At 66.0% G+C, this 13,529-nt stretch carries 15 protein-coding genes; 4 read left to right on the top strand and 11 right to left on the bottom strand.

The window, feature by feature from the left end; genetic code table 11:
- From pdhA to lipA, 8 genes are all read right to left on the bottom strand, one after another.
- Nucleotides 1-956, bottom strand: a 956-nt coding sequence (pdhA, locus tag VGE49_RS08910) for a pyruvate dehydrogenase (acetyl-transferring) E1 component subunit alpha (RefSeq protein ID WP_331034203.1), incomplete at its 3' end; no start/stop codon positions are given.
- Nucleotides 957-1,070: 114 nt separating this feature from the next.
- A complete protein-coding gene (locus tag VGE49_RS08905) occupies nt 1,071-1,391 on the bottom strand; it encodes an FtsB family cell division protein (protein WP_331034204.1) in 321 nt (106 codons plus the stop codon).
- A 148-nt stretch (nt 1,392-1,539) separates the two neighbouring features.
- Nucleotides 1,540-2,817 (bottom strand): phosphopyruvate hydratase, encoded by a 1,278-nt coding sequence (gene eno, locus VGE49_RS08900; protein WP_331034202.1) that lies wholly within the window; start codon nt 2,815-2,817, stop codon nt 1,540-1,542.
- A 108-nt stretch (nt 2,818-2,925) separates the two neighbouring features.
- On the bottom strand, nt 2,926-3,528 hold the full coding sequence (locus tag VGE49_RS08895) for a hypothetical protein (protein ID WP_331034201.1): 603 nt from the start codon (nt 3,526-3,528) through the stop codon (nt 2,926-2,928).
- A 113-nt stretch (nt 3,529-3,641) separates the two neighbouring features.
- Nucleotides 3,642-3,824 (bottom strand): 50S ribosomal protein L32, encoded by a 183-nt coding sequence (gene rpmF, locus VGE49_RS08890; RefSeq protein WP_292082756.1) that lies wholly within the window; start codon nt 3,822-3,824, stop codon nt 3,642-3,644.
- 305 nt (nt 3,825-4,129) lie between these two features.
- On the bottom strand, nt 4,130-5,248 hold the full coding sequence (locus VGE49_RS08885) for an NAD(P)/FAD-dependent oxidoreductase (RefSeq protein WP_331034200.1): 1,119 nt from the start codon (nt 5,246-5,248) through the stop codon (nt 4,130-4,132).
- A 6-nt stretch (nt 5,249-5,254) separates the two neighbouring features.
- Nucleotides 5,255-5,707: a type II toxin-antitoxin system RatA family toxin gene (locus VGE49_RS08880; protein ID WP_331034199.1), complete on the bottom strand. Its 453-nt coding sequence runs from the start codon at nt 5,705-5,707 to the stop codon at nt 5,255-5,257.
- Between the two features lie 7 nt (nt 5,708-5,714).
- Nucleotides 5,715-6,686: a lipoyl synthase gene (lipA, locus tag VGE49_RS08875; protein WP_331034198.1), complete on the bottom strand. Its 972-nt coding sequence runs from the start codon at nt 6,684-6,686 to the stop codon at nt 5,715-5,717.
- Nucleotides 6,687-6,884: 198 nt separating this feature from the next.
- Here lipA and VGE49_RS08870 point away from each other — a divergent pair, with 198 nt between their 5' ends.
- Entirely contained in the window at nt 6,885-8,441 is a 1,557-nt protein-coding gene (locus tag VGE49_RS08870; RefSeq protein ID WP_331034197.1) for an AMP-binding protein, read from the top strand.
- A gap of 106 nt (nt 8,442-8,547) precedes the next feature.
- Entirely contained in the window at nt 8,548-8,967 is a 420-nt protein-coding gene (locus VGE49_RS08865; RefSeq protein ID WP_331034196.1) for a DoxX family protein, read from the top strand.
- 20 nt (nt 8,968-8,987) lie between these two features.
- On the opposite strand, the gene ygiD is transcribed toward VGE49_RS08865, so the two are convergent.
- From ygiD to VGE49_RS08850, 3 genes are all read right to left on the bottom strand, one after another.
- Complete coding sequence (gene ygiD, locus VGE49_RS08860) at nt 8,988-9,743, bottom strand: 4,5-DOPA-extradiol-dioxygenase (protein WP_331034195.1); 756 nt, start codon at nt 9,741-9,743, stop codon at nt 8,988-8,990.
- Nucleotides 9,744-9,820: 77 nt separating this feature from the next.
- Entirely contained in the window at nt 9,821-10,288 is a 468-nt protein-coding gene (locus VGE49_RS08855; protein WP_331034194.1) for a hypothetical protein, read from the bottom strand.
- Nucleotides 10,263-11,150 carry a M15 family metallopeptidase gene (locus VGE49_RS08850; RefSeq protein WP_331034193.1) on the bottom strand — a complete coding sequence of 296 codons (888 nt, stop codon included), beginning with the start codon at nt 11,148-11,150 and terminating at the stop codon, nt 10,263-10,265. Before VGE49_RS08850 ends, VGE49_RS08855 begins: the two co-directional genes overlap by 26 nt.
- A 113-nt stretch (nt 11,151-11,263) precedes the next feature.
- Between VGE49_RS08850 and VGE49_RS08845 the strand changes: the two genes are divergently transcribed.
- Nucleotides 11,264-12,628: an MFS transporter gene (locus VGE49_RS08845; RefSeq protein ID WP_331034192.1), complete on the top strand. Its 1,365-nt coding sequence runs from the start codon at nt 11,264-11,266 to the stop codon at nt 12,626-12,628.
- Nucleotides 12,629-13,417 (top strand): nucleoside triphosphate pyrophosphohydrolase, encoded by a 789-nt coding sequence (gene mazG, locus VGE49_RS08840; RefSeq protein ID WP_331034191.1) that lies wholly within the window; start codon nt 12,629-12,631, stop codon nt 13,415-13,417.
- Nucleotides 13,418-13,529 lie beyond the last annotated feature (112 nt).

Below are 13,529 nucleotides of genomic sequence, written 5' to 3'. Positions count from 1 at the left end.
TCGGCGACGATGGCTTTCACCTCGTTGTCGATGGCCTTCAGCTCTTCCTCGGTCGCCTTGGCGGCGGCGAGCAGCATCTTCAGATGGTCGATCGGGTCGCGGGTCTTCTTGACCTCGTCGACCTCTTCCTTGGTGCGGTACTTGGCCGGGTCCGACATGGAGTGGCCCCGATAGCGGTAGGTCTTCACTTCCAGGATGTAGGGACCCTCGCCGGCGCGGGCGCGGGCCACGGCGCGGGCGGTAGCGTCACGCACGGCCAGGACGTCCATGCCGTCGACCTGCTCGCCCGGGATGCCGAAGCTGGCGCCGCGCATGAACAGTTCGGTCGTGGACGACGAGCGCTCGATGCTCGTGCCCATGGCGTACTGGTTGTTCTCGATGATGTAGATGGCCGGCAGCTTCCACAGCTGGGCCATATTGAAGCTTTCGTAGACCTGACCCTGGTTCGAGGCGCCGTCACCGAAGTAGACGAAGGCCACCGAGTCGTCGCCGCGGTATTTGCCGGCGAAGGCCAGCCCGGTGCCCAGCGCCACCTGGGCGCCGACGATGCCGTGACCGCCGTAGAAGCCGGTCGGCACGTCGAACATGTGCATCGACCCGCCCTTGCCCTTTGACGAGCCGCCGATACGACCGGTCAGTTCGGCCATGACGGCGTTCGGGTCCATGCCCGCAGCCAGCATATGACCGTGGTCGCGGTAGCCGGTGATGATCTTGTCGTGGCCTTGCTTGACGCTCTCCTGGACGCCCACCGCCACGGCTTCCTGGCCGATGTAGAGGTGGCAGAAGCCGCCGATCAGGCCCATGCCGTAAAGCTGGCCCGCGCGCTCCTCGAAGCGGCGGATCAGGACCATCTCGCGATAGAAGCGCAGCAGGTCTTCTTTCGAAGCCTGAGGCGTGTTCGGAATCTTGGTGTCGTCCGCGCTGGACGAGGATTTCTGAGCGGCGGCTTTCGCCATCCGGCATCTCCCGGCTGCGCCCCTGCTTTCAGGGACTCTTATCGTTACGGAAAGGGGCTTTAGCAGCCTTCGTTCCCGAAACGCAAAGCGAGCCGCTCAAGCTGTAACAATAGTTCAGGAGGCTCGGATCGCGTCAGAGTTGTGCGCGACAGGCGCACTCAGGCGAACTACGTAGTCGCGCGGATCGGCAAAGCCGAGCACCGCCCTCGCCCGCTCTTCCAGCAGATCCTTCGAAAGACTCTCGGTCCGCAAATAACGCACGCGAACTTCCAGATCGCGGCGCTGCTCGGTCAGGTGGGCCAGTTGGGCCTCGCGTTTGGCGAGAAGGGCGTCGCGTTCGCCGCCGCTCAGCAAGCCGCGCTGCCCGGTCAGGGCCTGAACGCCCAGATAGACGATCAGGAACAGCAGGAAGACGGACGGAAGATAGGGCTTCATCTGCTCAGGCACGACGGACGCTCCTTCTGAGCGTGAACACAGTTTCCTGATGGTGACCGAAAATGCCTAACGAACCGTAGCTTGGCCGCAATTGCGAACGCCGCCTCCGAGGTCGGAGACGGCGTCGCGTGCTTCTTTCTGAGAAGGCTTACTTGAGCAGCATGCCGTCGCCGAAATAGGCGGCCTGGTCGCCCAGCATCTCTTCGATGCGCAGCAGTTGGTTGTATTTGGCCGTACGGTCCGAACGGGCCAGCGAGCCGGTCTTGATCTGACCGCAGTTGGTGGCGACGGCCAGGTCGGCGATGGTGGAGTCTTCGGTTTCACCCGAGCGGTGGCTCATCACCGAGGTGTAGCCGGCGCGGTGGGCCATATCGACGGCGTCCAGGGTCTCGGACAGGGTGCCGATCTGGTTGACCTTGATCAGGATGGAGTTGGCCAGGCCTTCGCCGATGCCGGCAGCCAGACGACGCGGGTTGGTCACGAACAAGTCATCGCCGACCAGCTGAACGCGGTCGCCCAGGCGGTCCGTCAGCAGCTTCCAGCCGTCGAAGTCGTCTTCGGCGCAACCGTCCTCGATCGAGACGATCGGGAAGCGCTCGACCAGATCGGCCAGGTAGCCGACCATGCCGTCGGCGTCGAAGGTCTTGCCCTCGCCCGTCAGGTTGTACTTGCCGTTCTTGAAGAACTCGGTCGAGGCGACGTCGAGACCCAGGTGGAAGTCCTCACCGGCCAGATAGCCGGCCGACTGGCCCGCCTTGGTGATGAAGGCCAGGGCTTCTTCGGCCGAGGCCAGGTTCGGGGCGAAGCCGCCTTCGTCGCCGACGTTGGTGTTGTGACCGGCGTCCTTGAGCGCCTTCTTCAGCGCGTGGAAGATTTCCGCGCCCATGCGCAGGGCGTCCGAGAAGCTGTCGGCGCCGGTCGGCAGGATCATGAACTCCTGGATGTCGATCGGATTGTCGGCGTGGGCGCCGCCGTTGATGATGTTCATCATCGGGGTCGGCAGGACGCGGGCCGAAACGCCGCCGATGTAGCGGTGCAGCGGCAGATTGGCCGAGATGGCGCTGGCCTTGGCTGCGGCCAGGGACACGCCGAGGATGGCGTTGGCGCCCAGGCGGCCCTTGTTCTCGGTGCCGTCCAGTTCGATCAAGGCTTCATCCAGACGGCGCTGGTCCTCGGCGTCCATACCGGACAGGGCGTCGAAGATCTCGCCGTTGACGGCGTCGACCGCCTTCTGGACGCCCTTGCCGCCCCACATGTCCATATCGCCGTCACGCAGTTCAACGGCTTCGTGCGCGCCCGTCGAGGCGCCCGAGGGCACGGCGGCCCGGCCAAAGCTGCCGTCTTCCAGGGTGACGTCCACTTCGACCGTCGGATTGCCCCGGCTGTCGAGAATCTGGCGGGCGACGATGTCGGCGATGTCGGTCATGAAGAAGGCGCTCTGTCAGGAGAGAAAAGGTGCAGCGGCCGGTTTAAACCAGCCGCCGCCGAATCGCCACCGGGTGACGTCTCTTCCCTGGTTGCCGCCTCTCGAGCCTCAGCTGCAGCCCTCTACGTACTGAATGCTGGGCCCGCCGGCGCGAATGGCGGCGACCTTGCCGTCCTGGCCGATCTCGAACACCAGGCCGCGCGCAGCAGGATCGGAGACATAGGTGTTCAGCAAATGCCCCGCGCCCGGCCAGACGGTGACATAGGCGGCGGGAGCTTCCTGATACTTGTGCGGCGTCACGCTGGCCGCCGCGCCGAAGCGGGCCTTGAGCTGTTCTCCGCCATCACCGACGCCCATTCCGTCCTCCGTCTGTAACGTCGAACCCGTGACGGCCGTCAGCCGGGTCAGGACGCCTTTTTCCATCATGACCAGCAGCCCCTGGGGCGCGTTCGGCGCCTGATAGTGGCGACACTCCGAAGGGTCGCTCGCGACATCCGCGGGCGGCGGACCGACGGCGGCGTCCACTTCAGCCTGGGTCATGCCGATCTTCAGCGGGCCATAGCCCTGCGGTGTCAAAACCGCGGCAGCGGCAGCCTCGACAGGCGCCGCTGATTCGGCTGCTTTCGCCTCGGGCGCCTTGGCGGCTTCCGGAGCGTTGCAGGCGGCCAGGGCCAACAGGGCGACGGAACTGAGGACGGCGTTACGGATCATGCGGAGCTCTCCGGGTTCAGCTTCACCGCACACAACGCACGAAAACGGCGCGCGATGACATCGCGCGCCGCTGAATTCTATCGCCCGGCCGAAGCCGGAACCGTCAAGAAGACTTAGTCTTCCTTCGGCGTCATGACCTGACGGCCCTTGTACATGCCGGTCTTCAGGTCGATGTGGTGCGGACGGCGCAGCTCGCCGGTGTCCTTGTCTTCGACATAGGAGTTGGCGCCCAGGGCGTCGTGAGCGCGACGCATGTTGCGACGCGAGGGGGATACTTTGCGTTTCGGAACGGCCATGTCCGTCTCAATCTCTAAGTCGGTGCGCCGTGAAGACGCGAAAACAACAGCGGCGGCCCCCCGATAAGAGCCGCCACGCGAGGGCGGGCTTATGCATGAAGCCGCAACCGATTTCAAGGGCGTCAGTCGGATGATCGCCGCTTCATGGCCTTCATCTGATTTTCTGCGGCGAATACGAACGATCCAGAGCCGACTATCGGCCGCACCGCCTCATTCATCGAGCGAATGCGTGTCTTTTCTCGCGACGAGCACGCCAGATTGATTCGGCAGGCCGATCGATCCGCCATCCTGAGGTTCGACTTGGCTCAGTCCTTCGTCAGCGCGTCGGCGACAGCTTCACCGATAGCCAGCGAACTAGTCAGGCCAGGGCTCTCGATCCCGAATAGAGCCATCAGGCCGTCGACGCCATGATGCTCCCGGCCATGAAGCTGGAAGTCCGGCTGCGGTTCGCCCGCTCCATGAATTTTGGGTCGGATGCCGGCGTAATCGGGCGTCAGCCGTCCGACCGTCACCCCGGGCCAGAAGCGGCGGATGTAGTGGGCGAACTCGTCCGCCTTGGCCGGATCGACCGAATAATCCTCGGCCTCGACATAGGCCAGGTCGGGACCGAACACGCCCTGCCCGCCCAGGTCCTTGCGGTAGTGGGTGCCGAGCGCCCCGGCGATGGGCGGCGGGTAGATCAGGCGGTTGAACGGCGCCGGCCCCGTCAGCCGGAAATAGACGCCCTTGCCCAGATGGCGCACAGGGATGTCGCCGACGGGGTAGCCGTCGATGGCCGCAGCCACGCTCTGGGCCGACAGGCCGGGCGCCGTGACCAGCAGGCGGGTCGTCAGCACCGCCCCGCCCTCTCCGCCCGCCGTGATGCGGAAGCCGCCGCCCGGCAGAAGTTCGGCGCGCTCGAACGGGGTGGAGACGACGACCGAACCGCCCACATCCTCGATCTCGCCCTGCAGGGCCAGCATATAGCCGTGGCTGTCGAACACCCCGCTCTCGGGCGACAGAATGGCGGCGTGAGCGTTCAGTTCCGGCTCCAGCGCCCGCGCCTGGGCGCCGGTCAGGTGCTCCAGCCCTTCTACGCCGTTGGTGGTCGCCTGCTGGAAGATGGCCTCGATACGTTCGACCTCGGCTTCCTCGGTCGCCACGACCAGCTTGCCGCATTTCCAGTGGTCGATCTTGTGGCTGGCCAGGAAGTCGTAGAGCGCGCGCCGTCCCTCGACGCAGAACTTCGCCTTCCGGGAGCCGGTTGGATAATAGAGCCCGCCGTGGATCACCTCGGAATTGCGCGAAGAGACGCCCTGGCCGATGTGCGGCTCGCTCTCCAGCACCAACACCGACAGGCCGCGTTTCGCCAGCGCCCGCCCGCAGGCCAGCCCCACAGCGCCCGCGCCCACGACCGTCGCATCGAAGTCGAAGGGCGCGCTCATGGGGTCCTACCGCTTGCCGTACAGGGCCTTGGCGCGGCCCTCGAAACACTGGATCAGCTTGTCGACCGCGCGATCGAAGTTCGCCTGCAGCATCATGTCCAGCATGCGCGACTTGAAGGCGAAATCGATGAAGAACTCCAGCCGCGTTCCCTCGGGATGCGGATGGAACTCCCAGCGGTTCTTCAGATGCTTGAACGGGCCGCGGATCAGACCGACCTCGACCTTGGGCGCGTGGATGTCATGACGGACCCAGGTCGAGAACCGCTCGGTCAGAAAGGCGAAGCCCACCCCCGCCTCGGCGTCCAGCAAGCGCACGCCGGGCGCCTCGTCGCGCTGGTTCCAGACGCGCATGGAGGTGATCCAGGGCACGAACTCCGGATAGGATTCAACGCCCGCGACCAGGTTGGCCAGATCTTCAGGCGCATAGGGAAGGATGCGCGTAACGCGATGGACCGCCATTCAGGACTTAACGCGCCGAACGGCCTGCCTGCGCCTGACGCGCGGCCTTCAGACGGGCGAAGTCGTCCCCGGCGTGGTGCGACGACCGCGTCAGCGGCGACGACGACACCATCAGGAAGCCCTTGGCGCGCGCGATGGCCTCATAGGCCTTGAACTCTTCGGGCGTGACGAAGCGGTCGATCGGGGCGTGCTTGCGCGTCGGCTGCAGATACTGGCCGATGGTGATGAAATCGACGCCGGCGGACCGCATGTCGTCCATCACCTGCATGACCTCTTCCTTGGTCTCGCCCAGGCCGACCATGATGCCGGACTTGGTGAACTGGTTCGGGTCGCGTTCCTTGACCATCTGCAGCAGACGCAGGCTGTGGAAGTAGCGGGCGCCGGGCCGGATCTTCAGATAGAGGCGCGGAACCGTCTCGAGGTTGTGGTTGAAGACGTCGGGCGTGGCGTCGATCATCACCTCGGCCGCGCCGTCCTTGCGCAGGAAGTCGGGCGTCAGAATCTCAATCGTGGTGTTCGGGGCCTGAAGGCGAATCTGGCGCACGACTTCGGCGAAGTGGGCGGCGCCGCCGTCGGCCACGTCGTCGCGGTCCACCGAGGTGATCACCACGTGGTTCAGACCCATCTGCTGGACGGCCAGGCCGACCTTGGCGGGCTCTTCAGGGTCCAGCGGCTGCGGCAGGCCCGTCTTGACGTTGCAGAAGGCGCAGGCCCGCGTGCAGGTGTCGCCCATGATCATCAGGGTGGCGTGCTTCTGGCTCCAGCATTCGCCGATGTTCGGGCAGGCCGCTTCCTCGCAGACCGTCACCAGCCCTTTGGATCGAACGATATCCTTGGTCGCATTATACTGGCCGGAGCCGGGCGCCTTCACGCGCAGCCAGTCAGGCTTCTTCAGCACCGCCGATTCCGGGCGGTTCTGTTTTTCCGGGTGACGCAGCTCGGAAGGCTTCTTCGTCAGGGTGTCGATCAGCGTGACCATAGCCGGCGGTCTGGCTCCTGTGCAGAAGGGCGGTATGTCGGCTTTCCGACCGCCAATGGCAAGCCACAGTCGGTTTCAGTCGGTGTGCGGAATGGCCTCACGCCACGTTACGCATCTTTTCAAGGCGGCTTTGGGTCACTAGTTTCCCGCCTCTTGTAACCGAGAGGGCCGCTGAGAGCCTTCCGAAGGAGGACGTGCTTGCGGGCTGCCCTGGACCCCAAGGTCTATGACGAATCCCTGTTCGACGCGCTGATCGACGCGCGCGCCCGCTATGGCGACAAGGAGATCCTGGAAGACCAGGATCGTCATCCCCTGACCTATACCGGCCTGATCCGCGCCGCCTTCGTGCTAGGCCGCAAGATCGCCGCCATGACCCAGCCGGGCGAGCGCGTCGGCGTCCTGCTGCCCTCCAGCGCGGGCGTGGTAGTGACCTTCTTCGGCCTGCACGCCTTCGGCCGCGTGCCGGTCATGCTGAACTTCACCTCGGGCGAGGCCAATCTGAAGGCGGCGCTGAAAACGGCAGGCGTCAGCAAGATCCTGTCGGCAAAACGCTTCGTCACTCAGGCCAAGCTGGACGACCTGATGGAGGCCCTCAGCGAGGTCGCCGAGATCATCTGGCTGGACGACGTGCGCAAGACCATCGGCCTGGCCGACAAACTGTACGGCCTCAGCGCCGGCATGGCCCCGCGTCGCTTCCGCGTGAAGACCGACCCGGATTCGCCGGGCGTGGTGCTGTTCACCTCGGGCAGCTTCGGCGCGCCCAAGGGCGTTGTGCTGAGCCAGCGCAATCTGGTCGCCAACGCCCGTCAGGTCGCCGCGCATATCGACCTGAAGCCCGAATGGGTCATGTTCAACCCGCTGCCGACCTTCCACTGCTTCGGCCTGACCGGCGGGGTCATCCTGCCGCTGCTGCAGGGAATGAAGGCGTTCGAATACCCCTCCCCCCTGCACGCCAAGCAAATCACCGACCTGCTGCCCCAGGTGAAGGCGTCGATCCTGTTCGCGACCGACACCTTCCTGAACCAGTACGCCCGCGTGGCGGAACCCGGCGACTTCGCCACCCTGCAGTTCGCCGTCGCCGGGGCCGAGAAGGTTCGCGACGAGACGCGTCAGATGTTCAACACCAAGTTCGGCGGCGTCGACCTGCTGGAAGGCTATGGCGCCACCGAGGCGGCGCCCGTGGTCGCCGTGAACCATCCCGACCGCAACCGTCCCGGCACCGTCGGCCAGATCATGCCCGGGATGGAATACCGCCTGGACAAGGTCGAGGGCATCGAGGGTGGCGGCCGCCTGTACCTGCGCGGGCCGAACGTCATGGCCGGCTATATTTCGCCGAGCGATCCTGAGGGCATCGAGCCGCTGGCGGACGGCTGGCATGACACCGGCGACATCGTCGATGTCGACGGCGAGGGCTACATCACCATCCTCGGCCGGGTGAAACGTTTCGCCAAGGTCGGCGGCGAAATGGTCTCGCTGATGGCGGTCGAGGGCATGGCCAGCGCCGTCTGGCCCGAGCATCGCCACGCGGCCATATCGGTCCCTGACACCAAGAAGGGCGAGCGGCTGATCCTGGTCACTGATCATCAGGGCGCAGAACCGGCTCGCCTGTCGGAATGGGCGCGCGACAACGGCGCACCGGAACTGGCGGTCCCGAAGAAGATCATCAAGATCAACGCCATCCCCGTTCTCGGCACTGGCAAGACCGACTACGTCGCCATCCAGAAACTGGTCGAGGATATGTTGAAGGCCGGCTGACAGGGACGGCTTGCAGAGCCGGCGACTTCGCCTAACCTCCGCCTTTGCGCCTTGCGTCGATCCGTTCCCGGATCTGACGGTCGCGCGTCATCGGGAGGAAAAACGAATGGCGAGTTCAACGTCTCTTTCGAGCTGGGCCCCGCGCTTCCAGAGCATTCTGCGGATCGTGGCCGGTCTGCTGATTCTTCAGCACGGCGCGCAGAAAATCCTGGGCTTTCCGCCCGGCGGACACGGCGGGGGTTTCGATGCGTCCAGCCTGTCGACTCTCGCGGGCTGGTCCGGTCCGATTGAACTGGTCGGCGGGGTCCTGATCGTGCTGGGCCTGTTCAGCCGCCCGACGGCCTTCATCCTGTCCGGCTTCACCGCCGTGGCCTACTGGATGGTGCACGCGCCGCAGAGCCCCTATCCGATCAACAACGGGGGCGAGCTGGCGGCGCTCTACTGCTTCGTCTTCCTGTACCTGTTCTTCGCCGGTCCGGGCCCGATCGCCCTGGACAGCATGATGCGCAGCGGCCGTCGCCGCTAAGTGACCGAACGGCGCCTGGATCAGCCGATCCGGGCGCCGGTCATCGAGATCGAGCCGCCTTCAATCGCGTCGGTGAAGAAGCGCACCGCCTCGCCCGGCGTCTGCTGGGCCGCGACGTAGAGCAACGGCAGATAGTGTTCATCGGTCGGCACGCTCAGTTGCGCCTGCTCCGCCAGATGCACCCAGTCGATCAGTGCGTCATGGTCGCCGGCGAGGAAGGCCCGCTTCACCGCCTCGTTGAAGTCGACGGCCCAGTCGTAGGGCTCGCCGCCCGCCCGTTTCCACGTCCGCAGATTGTGCACGAAGTCGCCGGATCCCGCGATCACCATGCCTTCGTCTCGTAGAGGGCCCAGCTTCTTCGCCAGTTCGTAATGGCCGCGCGCGTCGATGGTTCGGTCCAGGGACAACTGAACGATCGGCACATCGGCCTCGGGCCAGACATGGGCCAGCACCGACCAGGTCCCGTGATCCAGCCCCCACTGCGTCGTCTGTTGTGCGTCGGTCAGCTCCGCCACCCGGGCCGCCAGCGAGGGCGAACCGGGCGCGGGATACTGCATGGCGTGAAGTTCAGGCGGGAAGCCGCCGAAATCATGGATGGTTTCCGGCCGTTCCTGCGCCGTCACGCCCAGGCCGCGCGTTTCCCAGTGGGCCGAGACCATCACCACGCCCTCGGGCTTGCCGATCTCCTCGCCCAGCGCGCGCCAGGCGTCGGCGTAGGAACCCCCGAGGGCGTTCATCGGTGAGCCGTGACCGAAGAAGATGGCGGGCTGTCTCATGACTTGACCGTTTTCGCGATGTTATTGCGTCAATGACTGTTACAGATTTAGCGCGGCTGCGCGTAGATGCAAGTCCGTTAGACCTCCATCCGTCGCGCCAGCGGACAAACCCGATCATAAAAGGCCTGATTGGCGGGCGCACGGCCCCCGCGCGACAAGATGAAGCGATGCTCGACCACCATGGCCTGCTGCTCGATGTTCAGGCCGCTCCAGTCGCACAGGTCGTCCAGAGGATAGGCGTAGGCGGCGGGACCGTCGCCCGCGCGCAGCTTGTTCATCAGCAGGTTCAACCCGTTCTGCGCCTGCCAGACATGGACCAGTTCGTGAATGAACACGGCCTGGGTGCGCAACGGCGCGCGCGACAGGTCAGGCTCCAGCGAACGCTTCGGCCAGACGATCCAGTCGCGTCCGAACCAGATTCCCGGCACGAAGGCCCGGTCGAAAGGCCAGGGCGCGGCCAGAAAGCGGATATTGTCCAGCCTCAGCGCCGCGCCGAAGACCTCGCGCGCCAGCGCCGCCTCACCGTCCGCCAGCGGCCGTATCATCGCCTGTCCATTCCCAGTGCCACGGCTCGAAAACATAGGGGATAAAACCGAACCGGGAAGCATTGGCCACCAGCCAGCGATAGGCTGGCCCCTGCGCCATATGACGGCGGCTCAATGGATCGGTGGAATCCACCCCCATGCCGGCGACATGACCGACATGAATATCGATCGCGGTTCCCGTCCGGTGCGGCGAACAGGCGGCGCGGCGCACCCCGTCGCAGTTGCCCTGCGCGGCGCAACGCGCGGCGTCGGCCTCCGGGTCGCGGAAGCCTGAGAAGATCTGCATCAGTTCGGGATCGGCGGCGATGGCCGGAACCTCGGCGCGGGCGGCGGCGGCCATGCGGCGATAGGCGTCCAGAACGTCGTGGCGCAGCAGGCGGGTTATCCGCTGAGCGTGTTCCTCGGCGGGATCGAGATAGCCCAGCAGGCTGATCGGCGGCGGCTCGGGACACTCCCCCCTCACCCGCGCCATGACGAAGGGCCGCCGCTCCTGCCACAGGCCGCGAAACACCTGGAAGGTCGCCTGATCGAACTGACCGGTCGCCGCCAATCCATAGCGCGCCTGAAACCCGGCCAGGGCCTCGGCGAAGGCTGGCGACGCCGGATCGCACGGCGTGCCGATCTCGCGCTGGATCAGGGGGGTATAGGTCTCCCACCCCCATTCAGCCGAACCGAAGGGCGACCATTCCAGGGTGTAGAGCGACATCCCGTTGGCCTGGGCCGCGCCGTCCCAGACGGTGGTGGGCCGGTCGCAGATATGGGCGCCGCCGTCGGCTGCGGCGTCGTCTCGGGCCTGGGCCGCTCCGGCGCCGCCGAGAACCGCGACGAAGGCGGCGGCAAGGATCGCAAATCGCACTGACATGAGGCCAGCAGGCCCCAGCTTGCCGCGAACCGCAAGGCCGACTTCGCCTGACCGCCGAAACCCGGCATGGTGAAGCTGCGGCCGACTCAGGGCCGACCATGCCTGGACGCCCGATGACATCTGTCGCCGCCGCTGACGCCCCTCGCCGTTCCAACGCCGTTCTGGCCGCTTTTTCCGGTCCCTGCCTGCCGCTGGCGGCATTCGGCGTCGCCCTGCCTGTCACCCTGCCGGAGTTCTACGCCACCCATGTCGGGCTGGAGCTGGGCGTGGTGGCCGCCGTCTTCATGGCGGTGCGGCTGATCGACATCGTCTTCGACCCCTTCATCGGCTGGGGCATGGACAAGACCAAGACGCGGTTCGGCCGCTATCGTCCGTGGATGATCGTCTCGACGCCGATCCTGATGCTGTCGGCCCTGATGATGTTCGTCCTGGTCCAGCCTGGCGCCGGACCCGCCTATCTGTTCGCCTGGCTGCTGGTCCTCTACCTCGGCTTCTCGATCGGCACCCTGGGCCAGTTGGGCTGGGCCGCGGTTCTGGCGCCCCAGTACGATCAACGCAGCCGGGTCTATGGCTGGTGGCAGGTGTTCAATATCATCGGCGTCATCCTGATCCTGATCCTGCCGACCGTGGTGGTGAAGTCGGGGATCGGCGACTACGCCGACGGCGTGCGGATCATGGGCTGGGCCATCCTGATCGCCCTGCCCGTCACCATCGGCCTCGCCATGGTCGCGGTGCCCGAACCCGTCAACGTCGGCGCCCCGCCGCACGGCGGACCCAAGGCTTATCTGGCCCTGTTCGGCATGAAGACGGTGCGCAAGCTGCTGATCGCCGACCTGCTGCTGGGGGTCGCCCCGGGCATCACCGGCTCGCTGCTGTTCTTCTTCTTCGGCCAGATCAAGGGCTATGACCACACCCAGGCCTCGCTGTTCATGCTCTTCTATTTCGTGGCGGGGCTGATCGGCGCGCCGATCTGGGCCTGGCTGGCGACCCGGATCGGCAAGGACAAGGCCCTGGCCGTCGCCAGCCTGATCTTCGCCGGCCTCTATATCGCCGCGACCCTGGTCCCCGGCGGCAACTTCGCCCTGACGGCCGCCGCCATGTTCATCGCCGGCCTGCCCTACGCCGCGGGTCTGTTCCTGCTGCGGGCCATGATGGCCGACGCGGGCGACGAGGTGCGCTTGGAGACGGGCGTGGACCGCACCGGCCTGATGTTCTCCATCCTGTCGGCCACGACCAAGATCGGCCACGTCGTGGCGCTGATCCCCTACCTGATCCTGCAATGGGTGGGGTTCAAGGCCCTGCCGGGTCCGACGGGCAACAGCGAGTTTTCTCTGCTCATGCTCCAAATCCTGTTCATCGCCCTGCCTGGCCTGCTACTGGCGGGCGCCGCCTGGGTGCTGAAAGGCTATCCCCTGACGCCCAAGCGGCATGACGAAATCCGCGAGGCTCTGATGGCCCGCGACGCCGGGACCGCCTGAATGACCCACTCCGTCGACCGCCTGAAAGAGATCATGGTTCGCCTGCGCGATCCGAACGGCGGTTGCCCCTGGGACGTCGAGCAGACCTTCGCGTCCATCGCCCCCTATACGATCGAGGAGGCTTACGAGGTCGCCGACGCCATCGAGCGCGCCGACATGCAGGAGCTGAAGGTCGAACTGGGCGACCTGCTGTTCCAGGTCGTCTTCCACGCCCGCATGGCCGAGGAAGCCGGGCATTTCGCCTTTGACGACGTGGCCGACGCCATGGCCGACAAGCTGGTCCGTCGTCATCCGCACGTCTTTGGCGAAGAAGCCGCCAAGCCCAGCGGCTCGGCTCAGAAGGCCCGCTGGGAGGACATCAAGGCCGCCGAGCGGAAGGCCAAGGCGCAGCACGGCGTGCTGGACGACGTGCCCGTCGGCCTGCCCGCCCTGACCCGCGCCGCCAAGCTGACCAAGCGCGCCGGTCGCGTCGGCTTCGACTGGCCCTCGACTGACGAGGTCTTCGACAAGCTGGCCGAAGAGGTCGAGGAACTGCGCGTCGAGATCGCCGCCGGCGACAAGGACAAGGCGCGCGAGGAACTGGGCGACCTGCTGTTCGTCGTCGCCAACCTGGCCCGCAAGCTGGAGGTCGAGCCGGAAGACGCCCTGCGCGCCGCCAACGCCAAATTCGTCCGCCGCTTCGGCTTCATCGAAGCCGAACTGGCCAAGGACGGCCGCACGCCGGAGCAGTCCGACCTGGCCGAAATGGACGCCCTGTGGGACGCGGCCAAGGCGGCCGAGAAGGCCTGATTTCTCTGTCATCCCGCAAGCGGCGCGCGCTAACCTGGACCGCCAAGGACACCAAACGCTTTGCTCTGAGCGGTCCCGGCTCTCCGCCTTCGGCTACGGCCGGGATGACGGG

The sequence above is a fragment of the Brevundimonas sp. genome (genome assembly GCF_036405315.1).
Classification (GTDB): domain Bacteria; phylum Pseudomonadota; class Alphaproteobacteria; order Caulobacterales; family Caulobacteraceae; genus Brevundimonas.
Note: the sequence above shows the minus strand (reverse complement) of the source record. Positions and strands in the feature narration are given on the sequence as shown.